Source organism: Paracoccus aminovorans, from assembly GCF_001546115.1.
GTDB classification, from domain to species: Bacteria; Pseudomonadota; Alphaproteobacteria; order Rhodobacterales; family Rhodobacteraceae; genus Paracoccus; species Paracoccus aminovorans_B.
This window is the reverse complement of sequence record NZ_KQ955208.1, coordinates 2,062,911-2,080,964: the sequence shown is the minus strand read 5'-3', so window position 1 is coordinate 2,080,964 and position 18,054 is coordinate 2,062,911. Positions and strand designations below refer to the sequence as shown.

21 protein-coding genes are annotated in these 18,054 nt (G+C 66.7%); 6 read left to right on the top strand and 15 right to left on the bottom strand.

Features of this window, described 5'->3' with window-relative positions:
• Positions 1 to 59: 59 nt before the first annotated feature.
• Positions 60 to 752, top strand: coding sequence for a metal-dependent hydrolase (locus tag ASV56_RS10665; RefSeq protein WP_062561948.1), 693 nt, complete (start codon positions 60 to 62; stop codon positions 750 to 752).
• Here ASV56_RS10665 and ASV56_RS10660 read toward each other — a convergent pair.
• From ASV56_RS10660 to ASV56_RS10600, 14 genes are all read right to left on the bottom strand, one after another.
• Positions 742 to 1,584, bottom strand: a complete 843-nt coding sequence (locus ASV56_RS10660) for an urea carboxylase-associated family protein (RefSeq protein ID WP_062561947.1) — start codon at positions 1,582 to 1,584, stop codon at positions 742 to 744. The genes ASV56_RS10665 and ASV56_RS10660 overlap by 11 nt on opposite strands.
• A gap of 205 nt (positions 1,585 to 1,789) precedes the next feature.
• A complete protein-coding gene (locus ASV56_RS23550; protein WP_156429124.1) occupies positions 1,790 to 1,954 on the bottom strand; it encodes a hypothetical protein in 165 nt (54 codons plus the stop codon).
• A 129-nt stretch (positions 1,955 to 2,083) separates the two neighbouring features.
• Positions 2,084 to 2,866 carry a succinate dehydrogenase iron-sulfur subunit gene (locus ASV56_RS10655; protein ID WP_026155167.1) on the bottom strand — a complete coding sequence of 261 codons (783 nt, stop codon included), beginning with the start codon at positions 2,864 to 2,866 and terminating at the stop codon, positions 2,084 to 2,086.
• A 58-nt stretch (positions 2,867 to 2,924) separates the two neighbouring features.
• Entirely contained in the window at positions 2,925 to 3,236 is a 312-nt protein-coding gene (locus tag ASV56_RS10650) for a hypothetical protein (RefSeq protein WP_062562322.1), read from the bottom strand.
• Entirely contained in the window at positions 3,236 to 3,589 is a 354-nt protein-coding gene (locus ASV56_RS10645) for a hypothetical protein (RefSeq protein WP_062561946.1), read from the bottom strand. Before ASV56_RS10645 ends, ASV56_RS10650 begins: the two co-directional genes overlap by 1 nt.
• Complete coding sequence (sdhA, locus tag ASV56_RS10640; RefSeq protein ID WP_062561945.1) at positions 3,589 to 5,391, bottom strand: succinate dehydrogenase flavoprotein subunit; 1,803 nt, start codon at positions 5,389 to 5,391, stop codon at positions 3,589 to 3,591. The genes ASV56_RS10645 and sdhA overlap by 1 nt, the downstream gene beginning before the upstream one ends.
• 9 nt (positions 5,392 to 5,400) lie before the next feature.
• Positions 5,401 to 5,790: a succinate dehydrogenase, hydrophobic membrane anchor protein gene (gene sdhD / locus ASV56_RS10635; RefSeq protein ID WP_017998570.1), complete on the bottom strand. Its 390-nt coding sequence runs from the start codon at positions 5,788 to 5,790 to the stop codon at positions 5,401 to 5,403.
• Positions 5,791 to 5,801: 11 nt separating this feature from the next.
• Positions 5,802 to 6,194, bottom strand: a complete 393-nt coding sequence (sdhC, locus tag ASV56_RS10630) for a succinate dehydrogenase, cytochrome b556 subunit (RefSeq protein WP_062561944.1) — start codon at positions 6,192 to 6,194, stop codon at positions 5,802 to 5,804.
• A 215-nt stretch (positions 6,195 to 6,409) separates the two neighbouring features.
• The gene (locus ASV56_RS10625) at positions 6,410 to 6,844 is read right to left on the bottom strand and encodes a hypothetical protein (RefSeq protein WP_062561943.1); all 435 of its coding nucleotides are present in this window, start codon (positions 6,842 to 6,844) and stop codon (positions 6,410 to 6,412) included.
• Positions 6,841 to 7,875, bottom strand: coding sequence for a MaoC family dehydratase (locus tag ASV56_RS10620; RefSeq protein WP_062561942.1), 1,035 nt, complete (start codon positions 7,873 to 7,875; stop codon positions 6,841 to 6,843). The genes ASV56_RS10625 and ASV56_RS10620 overlap by 4 nt, the downstream gene beginning before the upstream one ends.
• Positions 7,872 to 8,078: a DUF1737 domain-containing protein gene (locus ASV56_RS10615; protein ID WP_062561941.1), complete on the bottom strand. Its 207-nt coding sequence runs from the start codon at positions 8,076 to 8,078 to the stop codon at positions 7,872 to 7,874. The genes ASV56_RS10620 and ASV56_RS10615 overlap by 4 nt, the downstream gene beginning before the upstream one ends.
• Complete coding sequence (locus ASV56_RS10610) at positions 8,079 to 8,621, bottom strand: NnrU family protein (RefSeq protein ID WP_062561940.1); 543 nt, start codon at positions 8,619 to 8,621, stop codon at positions 8,079 to 8,081.
• Positions 8,622 to 8,662: 41 nt separating this feature from the next.
• Entirely contained in the window at positions 8,663 to 9,502 is an 840-nt protein-coding gene (locus ASV56_RS10605; protein ID WP_062561939.1) for an HpcH/HpaI aldolase/citrate lyase family protein, read from the bottom strand.
• An 80-nt stretch (positions 9,503 to 9,582) separates the two neighbouring features.
• The gene (locus tag ASV56_RS10600) at positions 9,583 to 10,317 is read right to left on the bottom strand and encodes a sulfite exporter TauE/SafE family protein (RefSeq protein WP_062561938.1); all 735 of its coding nucleotides are present in this window, start codon (positions 10,315 to 10,317) and stop codon (positions 9,583 to 9,585) included.
• A gap of 188 nt (positions 10,318 to 10,505) precedes the next feature.
• On the opposite strand from ASV56_RS10600, the gene mdh reads away from it, so the two are divergent.
• On the top strand, positions 10,506 to 11,468 hold the full coding sequence (gene mdh, locus ASV56_RS10595; protein ID WP_062561937.1) for a malate dehydrogenase: 963 nt from the start codon (positions 10,506 to 10,508) through the stop codon (positions 11,466 to 11,468).
• A 60-nt stretch (positions 11,469 to 11,528) separates the two neighbouring features.
• Here the strand turns inward: mdh and ASV56_RS10590 are convergent, their stop codons facing one another.
• Positions 11,529 to 13,988, bottom strand: a complete 2,460-nt coding sequence (locus ASV56_RS10590; RefSeq protein ID WP_062561936.1) for a beta strand repeat-containing protein — start codon at positions 13,986 to 13,988, stop codon at positions 11,529 to 11,531.
• 275 nt (positions 13,989 to 14,263) lie between these two features.
• On the opposite strand from ASV56_RS10590, the gene sucC reads away from it, so the two are divergent.
• The 4 genes from sucC (at position 14,264) to ASV56_RS10570 (ending at position 18,038) form a co-directional block, all read left to right on the top strand.
• Entirely contained in the window at positions 14,264 to 15,457 is a 1,194-nt protein-coding gene (sucC, locus tag ASV56_RS10585; protein ID WP_062561935.1) for an ADP-forming succinate--CoA ligase subunit beta, read from the top strand.
• Between the two features lie 24 nt (positions 15,458 to 15,481).
• A complete protein-coding gene (locus ASV56_RS10580) occupies positions 15,482 to 15,832 on the top strand; it encodes a hypothetical protein (RefSeq protein WP_062561934.1) in 351 nt (116 codons plus the stop codon).
• A 2-nt stretch (positions 15,833 to 15,834) separates the two neighbouring features.
• Positions 15,835 to 16,719 (top strand): succinate--CoA ligase subunit alpha, encoded by an 885-nt coding sequence (sucD, locus tag ASV56_RS10575; protein ID WP_062561933.1) that lies wholly within the window; start codon positions 15,835 to 15,837, stop codon positions 16,717 to 16,719.
• A 179-nt stretch (positions 16,720 to 16,898) separates the two neighbouring features.
• Positions 16,899 to 18,038, top strand: a complete 1,140-nt coding sequence (locus ASV56_RS10570) for a glycosyltransferase family 2 protein (RefSeq protein WP_062561932.1) — start codon at positions 16,899 to 16,901, stop codon at positions 18,036 to 18,038.
• Positions 18,039 to 18,054 lie beyond the last annotated feature (16 nt).

Below are 18,054 nucleotides of genomic sequence, written 5' to 3'. Positions count from 1 at the left end.
ACTTTACGCGCGGGCGGCGGCTTGGCAGGATGCGCCGACGTAGCAGAAGGAGCCCGCGCATGAAACTGACCTGGCTTGGCCATTCCGGCTTTCGGCTTGAAATCGAGCAGGCGGTGATCCTGATCGACCCCTGGCTGTCGGGCAACCCGATGTTCCCGGACGACAAGCGCGCCGAGGCCGTCGCCGGGGCCACCCATATCCTGATCACGCATGGCCATGGCGACCATACCGGCGACACGCTGGCCATCGCGAAAGAACTGAAGATCCCGGTCGCCGGCATCTACGACCTGATCTCGACCTGGCAGACGCATCAGGGGATCGAGGGCATCGGCTACAACAAGGGCGGCACCGTCGACCTGGGCGGGGCCAGGGTGACGATGGTGAACGCCAGCCACTCCTCCTCGATCGAGGGCAGCGAGGGTCCGGTCTATGCCGGCCACGAATCGGGCTACATGATCGCGGGCGAGGGCCATGTCATCTATGTCTCGGGCGATACCGACATCATGGCCGACATGGGCTGGATGGGCGAATATCACCAGCCCGACATCGGCATCCTGTCGGCGGGCGGGCATTTCACCATGGACATGGACCGCGCGGCCTGGGCGGCGCGGAAGTATTTCGACTTCAAGACGGTGATCCCCTGTCATTACAAGACCTTCCCGCTGCTGGCGCAGGATGCCGAGCCGCTGAAGCGCGGTCTGCCCGTCGTGCAGGTGATCGAGCCCGAGGTGATGGTGCCGATCAGTCTCTAGGCCAGCGATAGCCGCTGGGGGCGGGCTCTGGCCGTGCGGCCGGCCCCTGCGGCGCAAAGATCTCGACCAGCAGCGGATGGCAGCGGGCGGCGTCGCTGGAATGCTCGGCGCTGCAATCGCCGCCGGGACAGGCGGAAAGGCCGCCGATCAGGTCGATCTCGGCATGGAATTCGATGCAGTCGCCCGGCCGCACCGGGCTCGCCTTCATGAAATATTGCCCGGTGTCGCGGGTGAAGCCGGTGCACATGAAGACGTTCAGCACGTCATGCACCAGCGGCTCGGCCGCCGCGCGGTCCAGGCCCAATGCGTCCATCAGCGCATGGGTCAGGTTCGAGTGGCAGCAATGGTGATAATCCTGCCCGCCGCTCAGCAGGTGGTGGGTATAGGGGTCGCAGCGGGTGCCGATCACGTCATGGACCGAGCCGCCATGCTCGTCGATGCCATACCATTCCAGCGTATCCTCAACCACCGTGGCCATCGGCCGCAGCCAGGGGAACGAGGACCACAGCCGGTCGCCCCGCGTCAGATGCGTGCCATGCAGGGCGCGGGTCTTGCCGGAATAGAACCGCTCGCGCGGATCGGCGGCGGACCACAGGTTCAGGTCGCCGACCTGCGGCCCCTCCACGCTGGTCACGCGAAAGAAATGCCCGGCCGGCACGCGGAAACAGCGCGCCTCGCGCGGCGGCACCAAGCATTCGCCGGTCTTGCGCGCCAGGCGCCGCGCCTCGGCCAGCCCGGGCAGATCGGGATCGGGCAGGGTATCGTTCGGATAGCAGATGACCGGCGCGATGGCCCGGCGTTCGGCGGCGTCCTGGGGGATGTTCTGGTTCATGGCCGGATGCTAAGCCCGGAAGCCGTTCCCGCGCAAGCGCCGCCCCGGCGACAGGGCGCGCGGCTGCATGAGTATTTGGGAAACGGTGAAGCCCATCGCCTTCACTGTTTTCCAAATACTCCTGCTGCGGTGCGGCAGGGGCCGGACAAACGAAAGCGCGGCCGCAAAGCCGCGCTGAGAGGCCCCGAAGGGCCAGCGCTCGTTCTCAGGCGGCGAGACGAGGCTCGGCAGCTTCCAGCGGCATCGGATCAAAGCTGAAGTAGCCGAACATCTGTTCCAAGACCGCCAGCCCCTGCACGTCGGTCCTGGTCTTGGCTTGCAGGACGGACAGTTTGGCCGGCTTCTTGCTGGTTTCGACTTGGGTTTTCATCTGTAGTCTCCGGGTCGATCATTGCATTCTCCCCGTCGGAAAAGATAACGCCGCGCTGCAGAAAAATAAACCTCTGCGACGCGGCGTAACTGGTGCGCCGTGGTATACCGGCTATGTTCCCCGTGCAGGTCAGACGATGCGGTCGACCATCATGTGCTTGATCGAGGCGATGGCCTTGGCCGGGTTCAGCCCCTTGGGGCAGGTGTTGGTGCAGTTCATGATCGTGTGGCAGCGATACAGCTTGAACGGGTCTTCCAGGCTGTCGAGCCGATGCCCCGTCGCCTCGTCGCGCGAATCGATGATCCAGCGATAGGCGTGCAGCAGCGCCGCCGGCCCCAGGTAGCGGTCGCCGTTCCACCAGTAGCTCGGGCAGGAGGTCGAGCACGAGGCGCACATCACGCATTCATAGAGGCCGTCCAGCTTCTTGCGGTCCTCGATCGACTGGCGCCATTCCTTGTCCGGGGTCGGCGTCTCGGTGATCAGATAGGGCTGGACCGAGGCGTGCTGGGCATAGAAATGCGTCAGGTCGGGGATCAGGTCCTTGACCACCGGCATATGCGGCAGCGGATAGATATTCACGTCCTTGCCCTTGACCTCGTCGATGCCGAAGATGCAGGCGAGGCGGTTGCCGCCGTCGATGTTCATCGCGCAGGAGCCGCAGATCCCCTCGCGGCAGGAGCGGCGGAAGGTCAGGGTCGGGTCGATCTCGTTCTTGATCTTGATCAGCGCGTCCAGAACCATCGGCCCGCATTTGTCCAGGTCGATGAAATAGGTGTCGATGCGCGGGTTTTCCCCGGTATCAGGATCCCAGCGATAGATGTTGAAGCGGCGGACATTCTTGGCGCCCGCCGGCTTCGGCCAGGTCTTGCCGACCCGCATGCGGCTGTTCTTGGGAAGGGTAAGTTGGACCATTGGGTAACTCCTGGTGGTCAGACCGCCGGTGCGGTTCGGGTCAGAGCGGCCGGGGGCTTCAGCGCGCCCGCCAGCCCGGTTGTTCGTAAAGCGGCCGTGTGGGCACCTGGCCCGAGCGGCGCTGGACGCATTCCTGGAAGACCTGCGACGGATCGCGGCCCATGATATAGTCCGAGGAAACGCCGATCTGGACGAAGCCGCCGCGCACGCCATGCGAGCCGACGCCGATGCCCATCTCGGTGCGCGGGCCGGTGGCGTCGCGGGCATCGGCCAGGCAGGCGCGCTCGGCCTGCTCGACCGGGATCGGCGCGCAAGCCGCCAGGCCCAGCAGCAGGGCCGGGACCAGCAGCATCTGCGCGCCGCGCCGCATCAGGCGGTCCGCTTGGCCGCGGCCGCGGCGCCGGCGATGCATTGCGAGGTCGCCGGACGGCCGACGATGGCCGCGACCGCGCCGCTGGCATTGGCGCTGTCGGCGATGCTGGCCAGTTCGGCCGTGGTCGCGTTCGACATCACGCAATCGGTATAGGGCGCGACATTGGCGCCGGGCAGGCGCCGGGCCATCTCGCGGTTCACGACCACGCGGGCCGAGGAGCGGATGGCCGCATCCGGCGACGGCCCCGCCACCGGCGGCAGCGGCGCAGGCCCCGGCGCCATGCCGGGATTCTGGACCACGCAGCCGGAAACGGCCAGCGCGGCCATGGTCAGGATCAGAGGAAGACGCATCAATAAACCCTCGCTTTGGGTGCGATCTTTTTCAGGTCGATCCCGCCCTCGTCCTGGGTGGTCAGGGGGTCCAGATGAACGGGCCGATAGGCCAGTCTAACATGGTTGCCTTCGACCCAGGCAAGCGAGTGCTTGCGCCAGTTGGCATCATCCCGCTCGGGCCAGTCCTCATGCGCATGCGCGCCGCGGCTTTCCTTGCGCGCCTCGGCGGCGACGATGGTGGCCAGCGCGTTCGGCATCAGGTTGGTCAGCTCCAGCGTTTCCATCAGGTCGCTGTTCCAGATCAGGCTGCGGTCGGTGACCTTGACGTGGTTCAGCTTGGCGGCGATCGCCTCCATCTTCTGGGCGCCTTCGGCCAGGGTCTTGTCGGTGCGGAACACCGCCGCGTCGGCCTGCATGGTGCGCTGCATTTCCAGCCGCAGCTCGGCCGTCGGCACCGAACCGTTGGCATTGCGGATGCGGTCGAAACGGTCGAGGATCGCGTCCACCGCCGGCTTGTTCATCAGCGGGATCGGCGCGGCGCGGTCCACCACCTCGGCCGCGCGGATCGCCGCCGCCCGGCCGAAGACCACGAGGTCGATCAGCGAGTTCGAGCCCAGGCGGTTCGCGCCATGGACCGAGGCGCAGCCGGCCTCGCCCACCGCCATCAGGCCGGGGAAGACCGCGTCCGGGTTTTCCTCGGTCGGGTTCAGCACCTCGCCCCAATAGTTGGTCGGGATGCCGCCCATGTTGTAATGCACCGTCGGCAGGATCGGGATCGGCTCGCGCGTCACGTCCACGCCGGCGAAGATTCGGGCGGATTCGCTGATCCCCGGCAGGCGTTCGGCCAGGCTTTCCGGCGGCAGGTGCTGCAGGTTCAGGAACATGTGGTCCTTGTGCTCGCCCACGCCGCGGCCCTCGCGGATCTCCAGCGTGATGCAGCGGCTGACCACGTCGCGGGACGCCAGGTCCTTGTAGGTCGGGGCATAGCGTTCCATGAAGCGCTCGCCTTCCGAGTTGGTCAGGTAGCCGCCTTCGCCGCGCGCGCCCTCGGTGATCAGGCAGCCCGAGCCATAGATGCCGGTCGGGTGGAACTGCACGAATTCCATGTCCTGCAAGGGCAGGCCCGCGCGCGCCACCATACCGCCGCCGTCGCCGGTGCAGGTATGGGCCGAGGTGGCGCTGAAATAGGCCCGGCCATAGCCGCCGGTCGCCAGCACCACCATCTTGGCGTTGAAGACATGCATGGTGCCGTCGTCGAGCTTCCAGCACACCACGCCGGTGCAGGCGCCGTCGGTGATGACCAGGTCCAGCGCGAAATATTCGATGAAGAACTCGGCCTTTTCCTTCAGCGACTGGCCATAGAGCGTGTGCAGGATGGCGTGGCCGGTGCGGTCGGCGGCGGCACAGGTGCGCTGCACCGGCGGGCCTTCGCCGAATTCGGTGGTGTGGCCGCCGAAGGGGCGCTGGTAGATCTTGCCTTCTTCGGTGCGGCTGAACGGGACGCCGTAATGCTCCAGCTCATAGACCGCCTTCGGGGCCTCGCGCGCCAGGTATTCCATGGCGTCGGTGTCGCCCAGCCAGTCCGAGCCCTTGACGGTGTCATACATGTGCCACTGCCAGTTGTCGGGACCCATGTTCGACAGGCTGGCGGCGATGCCGCCCTGCGCCGCGACCGTGTGCGAGCGGGTCGGGAAGACCTTGGTCACGCAGGCGGTGCGCAGCCCCTGCTCGGCCATGCCCAGCGTCGCGCGCAGGCCCGCGCCGCCGGCGCCGACCACCACGACATCGTAATCATGTGTCTGGATCTTGTAATCAGCCATGGCGGAACCTCAAAGCACGACGATCGCGCCCAGACCCATGCGGGCCAGCGCGTAGACGGCGCAGGCGATGACCGCCCAGCCGAAGATGACGGAGAAGATGATCGCGCCCTTGCGCACGCCGCCGTGGAAATAGTCGTCGATCATGATGCGGGTGCCCTTGATGAAATGCACCATGCCCACGATGACGAACAGCGCGGTGATCAGTGCCGGCAGCGGCCGGCCGAAATAGGCGACCAGCTCGGGATGCGGCAGGCCGATGGCGCGGGCGACGACGATCATGAACAGCGGCGTCAGCACGGTCAGCGCGACGGCGGAAACGGTCATGGCCCAGTGGTGCTGGGTGCCCTCATGGGCGGAACCCAGGCCCTCGGCGGCTTTCAGCGGGGTGATGTAGCGCATGTCCGGCCCCCTTAGAACACGAAGAAGATGATCAGCGTCAGCACGGCCAGCACGACCGAGCCGGCGATGATCGCCTGGCTGGATTTCTGCGCCGTCTGGATCTCCAGCCCGCGGCCGGCGTCGTAGAACAGGTGGCGCAGCCCGGCGAGCAGGTGGTACCACAGCGCCCACATCGAGCCGGTCAGGATGATGAAGCCCAGCCAGGACCGGACCACCCAGTCGGCGCAGGCGAAGGCGCCCGGCGAGGCGACGGCGGCGACCAGCCACCAGACGATCAGCAGGATCCCGGCCACCAGCGCATGGCCGGTGATCCGCGTCATGATCGAGGTGATGGCGGCGAGTGGCAGGCGATAGACCTGCAGATGCGGTGACAGCGGCCGGTTGCCCCGGTTGACGTCAGCCATGATGCGCTCTCCTGCGTTCAGGGGCCCTCGGCGCGACAAGCGGCTGGCGGCGAGGGCTGGCCGAGAAATTGGGTCTGCTTCTAGTGGTTTTGTCGCATCTGTCACGGGGCGAGGCCAGATGAAAGGGCGAATATCACAAATTTTCGGCCTTTGTGATCACGCACTTGCCCCATGTGATCACATGCGCCATTCTGCTAGCGGTATCACCTCCCGTCTCACCGCAAATCCTCAAGAACCTGAGTAATTTTCTCGTTGAAACTGAAGAATATGACCTGATCCTTGCCGCCGACGGGGGCGGTGGCCAGCAGCAGGGCAAGCACGCCGGTGCCGGGCGGCTTCAGCCTGAACAGGCTGATTTCCTGCGTCATTCCGCCCGGATCCTGTCGCCGCAGGATGGTCGAGCAATCGGCGAAGCCCGAGGGCAGCAGCACGGGCAGCTTGCCGATCACCGCGCCGTAACGCTCCTTCGCCTCGGGGACCAGCGGCGTGGCAAGGCGATAGAACGCATCGTAGCGGCCGGCCAGGAAGGCGGCCTTGGCCTCGTCCTGCACGGCCAGCGGCGCGAGCCCGTTCAGGGCGCAGGGCGGGGTCTGCGCCAGCGCCTGCCCGGCCCATGCCAGCGTCAGAAGAGCAAGCGCCGCCGGTCTCATGTCGGGATCAGCGCCCAGTAGTCCAGATCCAGCAACACGTTCGGGGCGTATTTGCCCTGTTCGTCCTTCAGCGCGTGATCGCCGGCCGCGCCCTTTTGCGCCACCAGCCGCAGCCGGAGGGCACCGACGCCGGGCGCCGGGGTCGGGGCCTTGTCCAGCACCTCGGACCAAGCCCGCACGGTGTCGCCGGCAAAGCACGGGTTGGCATGGGCGCCGCCGTTCAGCGCCACGATCATCTGCGCATTGGCGAGCCCGTTGAAGGACAGCGCCCGGGCCATGCTGATGACATGGCCGCCATAGATCAGCCGGCGGCCGTCCTCGCGCGCGGTGACGTCGAAATGCACCTTGGCGGTGTTCTGCCACAGGCGCGTGGCGAGCATATGCTCGGCCTCCTCAATGGTGACACCGTCGACATGGTCGATGATCTCGCCCACGGCATAGTCGCCCCAGCGATGCGGCTCGCCGGCCAGCTCGAAATCATAGCGGCTGAAATCCAGCCCCTCGGGCACCACCAGATCCGCGGCGGCCACGACCTTGGCCAGGTCCGGCACCACCGGATCGGGCGCCGGGCTGGCGGCGTCGCGCTTGCGCACCATGACCCAGCGCACATAGTCCAGCACCACCGCGCCGACCTGGTTGATGCCGCGGGTGCGGACCCAGACCACGCCGGACTTGCCGTTCGAGTTCTCCTTGAGCCCGATCACCTCGGATTCCGAGCGCAGCGTGTCGCCGGGCCAGACCGGCCGCAGCCAGCGGCCCTCGGCATAACCCAGGTTCGCGATGGCGTTCAGGCTGACATCCGGCACCGTCTTGCCGAAAACGGTGTGAAAGGCGATCAGGTCGTCCAGCGGCGAGCCCTCCAGCCCGCAATCGGCGGCGAAATCGTCCGAGGAATACAGCGCATGCCGCGCCGGATAAAGCGCGTGATACAGCGCGCGCTCGCCTTCGGCCACGGTGCGGGGGACGGCGTGGCGGATCACCTGGCCGATGCGGTAATCCTCGAAGAAACGGCCCGGATTGGTCTTGCTCATTGTTGTCCCAGCTTCATCTCGGGGTGGTAGTCGTCGGCGATGTCCTTGGTCACCGCCTGGGCGCAGCGCATCTTTCCGCTTGCGGCATCAAAGCCATAGGACGGGCTGCCGTAAAGCTCCCAGCCCTTGGACAGGGCGGCGCTGACCTTGTGGCAGAAGGCCGAGGTGTCCTCCTCGGTCAGCAGGCGATAGATCTTGGGCATTCAGCCTCCAAAGGGGTTGTAGCCCAGCCAGCGATGGATCAGCCCGACCACCAGCAGGACCAGAACGGCGCCGACGGCGGCCATGACTTCCTTGCGGACCGGGAACGGGCCGGCGGGCGGGGTCCAGACCGGCTGGGCGCGGTTGATCACCGCCATTTCCACCAGCGCCCAGACCAGCAGCCCGCCGAACAGGACAAAGCTGGGCAGGTCGCCATTCGGCAGCAGATGCGCAAAGGCCCAGAGCGCGAAGCCGGTCAGCTGCGGATGGCGCATGCGCGCGGTGATGCGGGTCTTCATTCCGGCGGCCGCGAACAGGTAGAAACCCACCAGCACCAGAAGGTTGTTGATGCCCTTGACCGGCGCCGAGGCGCCCCACCACCAGGGCCCGTCCGCCATGCGATAGCCGAAGATCATCAGAACCACCGACAGCGCCAGCAGCCCGGCTACGCCGCCGCGCCCCAGCCGGGCGCGCAGGCCCGGCGCCAGCCGCTTCGAGAGATGCGCCGCCCACCACAGGGCCACGCCAAGGATCAGGATCAACATCTGGCTTTCCCCTTGCTGGATGTATCCGGCGCAGGTTGGACCTAGCTGGCCAGACGCGCAATGGCCTCGGCCTTGGCCAGCGTGCCGCGCGCGGTGGCGACATGCAGGTTCTCGACGATGCGGCCGTCGACCACGGCCACGCCCTTGCCCTGCGCCGAGGCGGCGTCGAAGGCCTCGATCTGGCGCCGGGCCAGGTCGATCTCGTCCCCGCTGGGCGCGAAGACGGCATTGGCGATCTCGACCTGGGCGGGGTGGATCAGGGTCTTGCCGTCGAAGCCCATGTCGCGGCCCTGCTCGCATTCGGCACGCAGGCCGTCGTCGTCCTTGAAGGCATTGTAGACGCCATCGACGATCACCCGGCCATGCGCGCGGGCGGCCAGCAGGCACAGGCCGAGGCCCGCCATCATCGGCAGGCGGTCGGGGCGGAAGCGGCTGCCCAGGTCCTTGGCCAGGTCGTTGGTGCCCATGACCATGCCGGCCAAGCGGGGATGGGCGGCGATGGCGCCGGCGTTCAGCATCCCGGCCGGCGTCTCCATCATCGCCCAGAGCGGGGTTTCGGACACCAGCGCGGCCACGCGGTCCAGATCCTCGGGGCGGCTGACCTTGGGGATCAGCACCGCATCGGCGCCGCTGGCAAAGGCGCGGGCGTCATCCTGGCCCCATTCGGTATCCAGCCCGTTGATGCGCACGATCCGGGCGCGGGCGCCGTAATCCGTCTGCAGCGCCTGTTTCAGCATCTCGCGCGCCGCCGGCTTTTCACCGGGCGCCACCGCGTCCTCGAGGTCGAATATGATCGCATCCGCCGGCAGCGTGCGGGCCTTGTCCATGGCGCGGGCATTGGCCGCGGGGATGTAGAGAACTGAGCGATAGGGACGGGTCATCGGCGCCTCGCGTAATAATCTTGCGCGAAACTGCCCGCAAACGATCCGAATCGCAAGAGCTGTTTTGCCGCAGCGCGGCGTCAGAGCCCGTCCCAGATCAGTTTTGCCGAAACGATCATCAGCGCCCAGGTGATGAACCCATAGAAAACCTGCGGCGACATGCGCCTGACCAGCCACAGCCCCGCCAGCACGCCCAGGATGCCCGGCAGCATCAGCCCGGCCGAGATCGCCAGGTTGTGCAGCGACAACTGGCCCAGCATGGCATAGGGAATCAGCTTCACCGCATTGCAGATGGCAAAGAAGATCGTCGTGGTGCCGGCATAGGTCAGCGGCGGCATGTGCAGCGGTTGGGCATAGACCTGATAGGGCGCGGCGCCGGAATGGCTGACAAAGCTGGTATAGCCCGAGACCGTGCCCCAGAGCCCGCCGCGCAGCCGATCCGGCGCCCGCGCCGCCCCGCCCGCGCCGCGCCGCAGCAGGGCGTTCAGCGCGAAGGCCATGCCGATCACGCCGACGATCAGGCCAACCTGGCGGTCGTCGACCAGATGCGCCGTGGCCCAGCCCAGGCCGATGCCGGTGATCGCGCCCGGCACCACCGTCGCCAGCACCCTCGCGTCGAAATCGCGGCGAAAGGCGATCAGCCCGCCGATGTCCGAGACGACATAGACCGGCAGCAGGATCCCCGCCGCCTGCACCGGCGACATCACCAGCGCCATCAGCGGCACCGAGATCGTGCCCACCATCGACAGCCCGCCCTTGGCCAGGCCGATCGAAAAGGCGGCCACCGCCGCCAGCACCCAACCCAGCAGATCCATGCGCGTCTCCGGTATCCCCGGTCCCGGTTACGCCAGCCCGCCGACCTTGGCAACGCCGGGGACCGTTTCGGCATGTTAGCGGTTGACAGCGCGCAATCTTCTTGCTCGCGCGCCAAGATGGCTTGCGATTCCCATTCCAAGGGACTACCCCACCCCGCGAAACCATCATGGAAATCGGAGGTTGACTCATGGCCCGACCCAAGATCGCACTCATCGGTGCGGGGCAGATCGGCGGCACGCTGGCGCATCTGGCCGCGATGAAGGAACTGGGCGATGTCGTCCTGTTCGACATTGCCGAGGGCACGCCTCAGGGCAAGGCGCTGGACATCGCGCAATCGGGCCCGTCCGAGGGTTTCGACGCCGTGATGAAGGGCGCGAATGACTATGCCGACATCGCCGGCGCCGACGTCTGCATCGTGACCGCCGGCGTGCCGCGCAAACCCGGCATGTCGCGCGACGACCTTCTGGGCATCAACCTGAAGGTGATGAAATCGGTCGGCGAAGGCATCAAGCAATATGCCCCGAACGCCTTCGTGATCTGCATCACCAACCCGCTGGACGCGATGGTCTGGGCGCTGCGCGAGTTCAGCGGCCTGCCGGCCGAAAAGGTCGTCGGCATGGCCGGCGTGCTCGATTCGGCGCGCTTCCGCCACTTCCTGTCGCTGGAATTCGGCGTCTCGATGCGCGACGTGACCGCCTTCGTGCTGGGCGGCCATGGCGACACCATGGTGCCGCTGGCCCGCTATTCGACCGTCGCCGGCATCCCGCTGCCCGACCTGGTCAAGATGGGCTGGACCACGCAGGAAAAGCTGGACGCCATCGTGCAGCGCACCCGCGACGGCGGCGCCGAGATCGTCGGCCTGCTGAAGACCGGCTCGGCCTTCTACGCCCCGGCCACCTCGGCCATCGAGATGGCGGAAGCCTATCTGAAGGATCAGAAGCGCGTGCTGCCCTGCGCCGCCTATGTGGACGGCGCCTATGGGTTGAACGGCCTCTATGTCGGCGTGCCGACCGTGATCGGCGCCGGCGGCATCGAGAAGGTCATCGACATCGAGCTGAACAAGGACGAGCAGGCGATGTTCGACAAGTCGGTCGACGCGGTCAAGGGTCTGGTCGCGGCCTGCAAGGGCATCGACGCCTCGCTGGCCTGATCGGCGCCCTTCGGCAAACGGGAAACCCCGCGGCACGCAGCCGCGGGGTTTTTTCTTGGCTCAGACGAAGACGAAATCTCCGGCGTTCAGCACCCCGGCCTGCACGCCGGCCAGCGTGATGGTGGTGCCGCCGAAGCTGACCTCCGCCCCTGCCCCGGTCTGGCGGATGTCGAGGTCGTCGAAGCTGTCGTAACGCTCACCCTGCCAGTTGCCCGAGACGATGCGGATGCGGTCGATGCCGTCCTGCCAATCGGCAATGCGGTCGGCGCCGTTGTTGACGGCAAAGACGAAGGCATCGGCCCCGGCGCCGCCGTTCAGCAGGTCGTTGCCCACGCCGCCGTTCAGCACGTCGTTGCCGAGCCCGCCCAGAAGGGTATCGGCGCCGATGCCACCGTTCAGCGTGTCGTTGCCGCCCTGCCCTTCCAGCCGGTCGTTGCCGCCGGCGCCATTCAGCACGTTGTTCGCGGCATTGCCCAGCAGCCGGTCGGCGAAATTCGAGCCGTTCACGTTCTCGATGCTGTTCAGCCGGTCGGAGCCCTGCCCGCCGCCGATGAACTGCGCCGCAGTCAACGCCAGGTTGACAGTGACCCCGGCGCTGGCACCGCCATAGCCGGCGGTATCGACGCCCAACCCGCCGTTCAGCACGTCGTTGCCTGCACCGCCGACAAGCAGGTCGTTGCCCGCAGCGCCGAACAGCACGTTGGCCGCGCCATTCCCGGTCAGCACATCGGCAAAGGCCGAACCGTCCACGTTCTCGATGTTGAGCAGGGTGTCGGTGCCCTGCCCGCCGCCGATGACCTGAGCCGTGGTCAGCGACAGGTTCACCCTCACGCCGCCGGTCGCCGCGCCATAGGCGGCCAGGTCGACGCCGGCGCCGCCGTCCAGCCGGTCATTGCCCGCCCCGCCGTTCAGCGTGTCGCTGCCCGCCCCGCCGCGCACATAATCGTCGCCGCGGTGGCCGATGAACAGGTCGTTGCCGTCGTTCAACTCGATCCAGTCATAGCTGCTGGCCCCACCCACGCCGCTGATGTTGATGACGTCGGCGCCGCCGGTGCCTTCGATGTCATAGCCATAGAAGTTCAGCGTCTCGATGCTCTTGGCGGTATCGGCCGTCAGGATCAGGCGCGAGACGGTCAGATCGCCCACCAGCCGGATCTGGTCGCCGCCGTCGCCCCCGAAAAAGGTGTCCTGGCCGATATCGGTGCCCCAGAGATAGAAGACGTCGTCGCCGCTATCCCCGACCAGCCGGTCGTTGCCCGATCCGCCGATCAGGGTGTCGTTGCCGGCGCCGCCGTTCAGCGTGTCATTGCCGGAACCACCATCCACGTTGTCGTTGCCGCGATAGCCGGTGAATACGTCATTGCCGTCATACATATAGATGCGGCCATAGCTGCTGGCGTAGGTGATGCCGCTGATGTTGAAACTGTCCGCGCCGCCGGTGCCTTCGATGTCGTAGCCATAGAAGTTCAGCGTCTCGGTGCTGAGGACGTTGGCCGAGGTCAGCTGCAGGCTCGACACCGTCACGTCCGAGACCATGCGGATCTCGTCGGCGCCATCGCCGCCGTTGAAGACGTCGCGACCGAATTCCGTGCCGCCGATATAGAACACGTCGCTGCCGCTGCCACCCTCCAGCGAATCGTTGCCCGAGCCGCCGATCAGCGTGTCATTGCCCGCCCCGCCGCGCAGCGTATCGTTGCCCGAACCGCCATCGACATTGTCGTTGCCCTGATAGCCGATGAAGCTGTCATTGCCGTCATACATATAGATGCGGCCGTAGCTGCTGGCGTAGGTGATGCCGCTGATGTTGAAATTGTCCGCGCCGCCCGTGCCTTCGATATCGTAGCCATAGAAGTTCAGCGTCTCGGTGCTGAGCACATTGGCCGAGGTCAGTTGCAGGCTCGACACCGTCACGTCCGAGACCATGCGGATCTCGTCCGCGCCGTCGCCGCCGGCAAAGGTATCGCGGCCGAAATCGGTACCGCCGATATAGAACACGTCGCTGCCGCTGCCGCCAACGAGCGAATCGTCGCCCGAGCCGCCGATCAGCGTGTCGTTGCCCGCCCCGCCGCGCAGCGTGTCATTGCCCGAGCCGCCATCGACATTGTCGTTGCCCTGATAGCCGGTAAAGCTGTCGTTGCCGTCATTCATATAGATGCGGTCATAGCTGCTGGTATAGGTGATGCCGCTGATGTCGAAGACATCGTTGCCGCCGGTGCCCTCGATATCATAGCCATAGAAGTTCAGCGTCTCGGTGCTGGACAGATGCGCCGCATCCAGCAGCAGGCTCGACACCGTCAGGTCGGAATAGAGCCGGATCTGGTCGTTACCGTCTCCGCCGTTGAAGAAATCCGTGCCCGGTCCGGTGCCGCCGATCGCGAAGACGTCGTCGCCCGTGCCGCCGATCAGCGTGTCGTTGCCGCCGTAGCCATAGATCGTGTCATTGCCCGCCAGGCCGTCGATCGTCTCGGACGATTCGGTGCCCCGCAACGTATCGTTGTCGTTCGTGGGATAATCCGCCATGTTTCAAATCCTGCGTTTCCAGAAATTTTCGCCCGGTCAGTTCTGGCGCCGGCAGCGGCAAAGTCAAAGCAAAAGCAGGTTGACGCAGGGGCAACCGCGACCGCTCCGATCCTGCTTGCGGTAACGGTTCGGGCTTTTGCGATCACAGCCTGAACGGCTGTGATCACAAACCCGCAAAAGCGGCGGGTTTTCTGCAAATCCCGGCGCATAGTGCTTTGGAGGCCGGCGCGGATGTGCCACAAGCCCGGCCAACCGACTAATGCGGGGGAACTCAGATGAACATCCACGAATACCAGGCCAAGGCGCTGCTGCGCCAATACGGCGCCCCGGTCTCGGACGGCCGCGTCGTCGTCAAGGCCGACGAGGCGAAATCCGCCGCGGGCGAGCTGGACGGGCCGCTTTGGGTCGTCAAGGCGCAGATCCACGCCGGCGGCCGCGGCAAGGGCCATTTCAAGGAAGCGGCCGCTGGTGAAAAAGGCGGCGTCCGCCTGGCGAAATCCGTGGCCGAGGCCGAGGAACTGACCCGGCAGATGCTGGGCCGCACCCTGGTCACGCACCAGACCGGCGAGTCCGGCAAGCAGGTCAACCGCATCTATATCGAGGACGGCAGCGACATCGAGCGCGAGCTGTACCTGGCGCTGCTGGTCGACCGCCAGACCTCGCGCGTCAGCTTCGTCGCCTCGACCGAAGGCGGCATGGACATCGAGGAAGTCGCGGCCTCGACCCCGGAAAAGATCGTCAGCTTCTCGGTCGATCCGGCCTCGGGGCTCTCGGACTTCCACGGCCGCCGCGTGGCCTTCGCGCTAGGTCTGACCGGCGGCCAGGTCAAGCAATGCGTGGCGCTGATCCGCAACCTGTATCGCATGTTCATCGAGAAGGACATGGAGATGCTGGAGATCAACCCGCTGATCGTGACCAAGGAAGGCAATCTCAAGGCGCTGGACGCCAAGATGGGCTTCGACAACAACGCGCTTTATCGCCAGCCCGACATCATGGCTCTGCGCGACGAGACTGAGGAAGACCCCAAGGAACTGGCCGCCTCGAAGTTCGACCTGAACTACATCGCGCTGGACGGCGAGATCGGCTGCATGGTGAACGGCGCGGGCCTGGCCATGGCGACCATGGACATCATCAAGCTGTTCGGGGCCGAGCCCGCGAACTTCCTTGACGTCGGCGGCGGCGCCACCAAGGAAAAGGTCACCGAGGCGTTCAAGATCATCACCTCGGACCCGAACGTGAAGGGCATCCTGGTCAATATCTTCGGCGGCATCATGCGCTGCGACATCATCGCCGAGGGCATCATCGCCGCGGTGAAAGAGGTCGGGTTGCAAGTCCCGCTGGTCGTGCGCCTGGAAGGCACCAACGTCGATCTGGGCAAGAAAATCATCAGCGATTCGGGCCTGAACGTGATCGCGGCGGATGATCTGTCGGATGCGGCGCAGAAGATCGTCAAGGCGGTGAAGGGGTAAGGCTCGCCATGTCGGGATCTTGCCATGCTGATCGCGAACATCGTGGTTCTGGCTCTCTGGGCCGGGCTGTTCTTCGCGGTCTGGTCGCTGATCTCGATCCTGCTGACCGTCGCGGTGGTGGGCTTGCCGGCCCTGCTGGGCGTCTGGCGGCTGGCGCAGGGATTGGCGATGATGCTGGTCATCCTCGCCGCCGTGTTCTGGCTGCTGGCCCTTGCCGAAACCGGCATCACCCCGCCGCTGGTCACGCGCAGCCGGGCGCCGATGGTCATCATGCCGATCATGGCGCTTTGGCCGGCGCTGGCAGCCTATTTCATCTCGCGACATCGCCGGACGCGACGCGCGTCGGCGCAAACCCATTCTGAAGGAGCAGGCTGAACATGGCCGTTCTCGTCAACAAAGACACCAAAGTCATCTGCCAGGGCATCACCGGCTCGCAAGGCACGTTCCACACCGAACAGGCGATCGCCTACGGCACCAAGATGGTCGGCGGCGTGACGCCCGGCAAGGGCGGCAGCGAACACCTGGGCCTGCCGGTCTTCAACTCGGTCCACGAGGCCGTGGCGAAAACCGGCGCCAATGCGACCGCGATCTATGTGCCGCCGCCCTTCGCGGCCGACTCGATCCTGGAAGCCATCGACGCCGAGATCCCGCTGATCGTCGCCATCACCGAGGGCATCCCGGTGCTCGACATGATGAAGGTCAAGCGCGCGCTGCAAGGCTCGAAGTCGCTGCTGATCGGGCCGAACTGCCCCGGCATCATGACGCCCGACGAATGCAAGATCGGCATCATGCCCGGCAGCATCTTCAAGCGCGGCTCGGTCGGCGTCGTGTCGCGTTCCGGCACGCTGACCTATGAGGCGGTGAAGCAGACTTCGGACGTGGGCCTGGGCCAGTCCTCGGCCGTCGGCATCGGCGGCGACCCGATCAAGGGCATGGAGCATATCGACGTGCTGCGCATGTTCCTGGACGACCCCGAGACCGAGTCGATCATCATGATCGGCGAGATCGGCGGATCGGCCGAGGAAGAGGCCGCCGAGTTCCTGGCCGAGCAGAAGCGCAAGGGCAAGTGGAAGCCGACCGCCGGCTTCATCGCCGGCCGCACCGCGCCGAAGGGCCGTCGCATGGGCCATGCCGGCGCCATCGTCTCGGGCGGCAAGGGCGACGCGGAATCGAAGATCGAGGCCATGAAATCGGCCGGGATCATCGTCGCCGACAGCCCTGCCGGTCTGGGCGAAGCCGTGCTGAAGGCTCTCGGCCGGTAACGTCTTCGTAGGGTTTTTGACTTAGGCGTGGTCCCTGCCTACCTTGCGGGGGCCGCGCCGAAACCATCCAAGCCAGGTGCCAGAGTGGACCGCCCCCGTCGCCAGATCGCCTTTCGACCCGCCCAGGCCCGGCCCTGTCGCGCGGCGGCGTCCCGGCCCGTCCCCTGCGGGAGGCGAGGATGACCCCCGCGCCTGCCCCCGACCCGCAGCGCGCCGAAAGCTGGGCGCTGTGCGTCTCGACCTACAATCGCGGCGCCATGCTCTGCGACTGCGTGCGCCATGCGCTGACCTCGAGCGAACCACCGGCCGAGATCGTCATCGTCGATGCCAGCGACGACTGGCAGCAGAACCGCGCCGGCGTCGAGGCGGTGATCGCCGAGACCGGCCCCTGCCCGCTGACCTATGTGCCCGCCCATCGCAAGTCGCTGACCGCGCAGCGCAACCAGGGCATCGCGCTGGCCGGCGCTGACATCCTGTTCCTGATCGACGATGACGCCATGCTGCACCGCCAGGCGGCGGCGCGGATCATGGCGCATTACCGCGCCGACGCCCGCGGCCGGATCGTGGCGATCTCCTGCTGCAACACGCCGCTGGACCGGGCGCCGCAGCCGGGTGCCGTGATCAAGGCGACCAACCGCGCCGGCGCCCTGGTCGCGAACCGGCGCTCGCGCGGCCTCGACCTGGCGCTGCGCCACCTGCTGATGATCCCGGCCGACCAGCGCTTCGTCGGCTACGACCGGCCCGAGCGGCGCTGGCACGGCGACGCCGGCCTGCCCGAGGGGCTGGCGCGCGTGGATTTCATCACCGGCTTCGCCCTGACCCTGCGCCGTTCCGTGGCGCTGGCCGAGCCCTTCGACGACGGGCTGGTCGGCAGCGCCATCGGCGAGGATCTGGACGCGAGCTATCGCTTCGGCCGGCACGGGATCCTGGCCTTTGCCCCCGACGCGCCGATCCATCACCTGGAGGCGGCGGCCGGCCGCGACCGGCGCCGGGTGAATACCGCCCTGGCGCTTCTGAACATCGCCTATTTCATCCGCCGCAATTCGGACCGGCAGGGGCGCGATTTCGCCCGCTATGCGCTGTGGTATCTGCGCATGGTGCTGGCCGAGCTGCCCAAGGACCTGGCGGGCGGGCGCTGGGATCTGCCGCAGCTGCGCGGCGCCCTGCTGGCCGGGCGGCAACTTCCGGCCCTGCTGCGCCAGCCGCGCGCCGGCCTGCCGCAATGGTACCAGGATCGACAGACAACGCTGATGGCCGGCACGCGGGCCAGCCACGGCCACAAGACCAAGGACGCCCTGGACCAGGGTGCCAACCGATAGGATTTCCCGGAGGCAA

Coding starts and splice junctions, on each gene's coding strand:
- ASV56_RS10665 (WP_062561948.1), top strand. CDS start 60: ATGAAACTGACCTGGCTTGGCCATTCCGGCTTTCGGCTTGAAATCGAG.
- ASV56_RS10660 (WP_062561947.1), bottom strand. CDS start 1,584: ATGAACCAGAACATCCCCCAGGACGCCGCCGAACGCCGGGCCATCGCG.
- ASV56_RS23550 (WP_156429124.1), bottom strand. CDS start 1,954: ATGAAAACCCAAGTCGAAACCAGCAAGAAGCCGGCCAAACTGTCCGTC.
- ASV56_RS10655 (WP_026155167.1), bottom strand. CDS start 2,866: ATGGTCCAACTTACCCTTCCCAAGAACAGCCGCATGCGGGTCGGCAAG.
- ASV56_RS10650 (WP_062562322.1), bottom strand. CDS start 3,236: ATGCGGCGCGGCGCGCAGATGCTGCTGGTCCCGGCCCTGCTGCTGGGC.
- ASV56_RS10645 (WP_062561946.1), bottom strand. CDS start 3,589: ATGCGTCTTCCTCTGATCCTGACCATGGCCGCGCTGGCCGTTTCCGGC.
- sdhA (WP_062561945.1), bottom strand. CDS start 5,391: ATGGCTGATTACAAGATCCAGACACATGATTACGATGTCGTGGTGGTC.
- sdhD (WP_017998570.1), bottom strand. CDS start 5,790: ATGCGCTACATCACCCCGCTGAAAGCCGCCGAGGGCCTGGGTTCCGCC.
- sdhC (WP_062561944.1), bottom strand. CDS start 6,194: ATGGCTGACGTCAACCGGGGCAACCGGCCGCTGTCACCGCATCTGCAG.
- ASV56_RS10625 (WP_062561943.1), bottom strand. CDS start 6,844: ATGAGACCGGCGGCGCTTGCTCTTCTGACGCTGGCATGGGCCGGGCAG.
- ASV56_RS10620 (WP_062561942.1), bottom strand. CDS start 7,875: ATGAGCAAGACCAATCCGGGCCGTTTCTTCGAGGATTACCGCATCGGC.
- ASV56_RS10615 (WP_062561941.1), bottom strand. CDS start 8,078: ATGCCCAAGATCTATCGCCTGCTGACCGAGGAGGACACCTCGGCCTTC.
- ASV56_RS10610 (WP_062561940.1), bottom strand. CDS start 8,621: ATGTTGATCCTGATCCTTGGCGTGGCCCTGTGGTGGGCGGCGCATCTC.
- ASV56_RS10605 (WP_062561939.1), bottom strand. CDS start 9,502: ATGACCCGTCCCTATCGCTCAGTTCTCTACATCCCCGCGGCCAATGCC.
- ASV56_RS10600 (WP_062561938.1), bottom strand. CDS start 10,317: ATGGATCTGCTGGGTTGGGTGCTGGCGGCGGTGGCCGCCTTTTCGATC.
- mdh (WP_062561937.1), top strand. CDS start 10,506: ATGGCCCGACCCAAGATCGCACTCATCGGTGCGGGGCAGATCGGCGGC.
- ASV56_RS10590 (WP_062561936.1), bottom strand. CDS start 13,988: ATGGCGGATTATCCCACGAACGACAACGATACGTTGCGGGGCACCGAA.
- sucC (WP_062561935.1), top strand. CDS start 14,264: ATGAACATCCACGAATACCAGGCCAAGGCGCTGCTGCGCCAATACGGC.
- ASV56_RS10580 (WP_062561934.1), top strand. CDS start 15,482: ATGCTGATCGCGAACATCGTGGTTCTGGCTCTCTGGGCCGGGCTGTTC.
- sucD (WP_062561933.1), top strand. CDS start 15,835: ATGGCCGTTCTCGTCAACAAAGACACCAAAGTCATCTGCCAGGGCATC.
- ASV56_RS10570 (WP_062561932.1), top strand. CDS start 16,899: ATGACCCCCGCGCCTGCCCCCGACCCGCAGCGCGCCGAAAGCTGGGCG.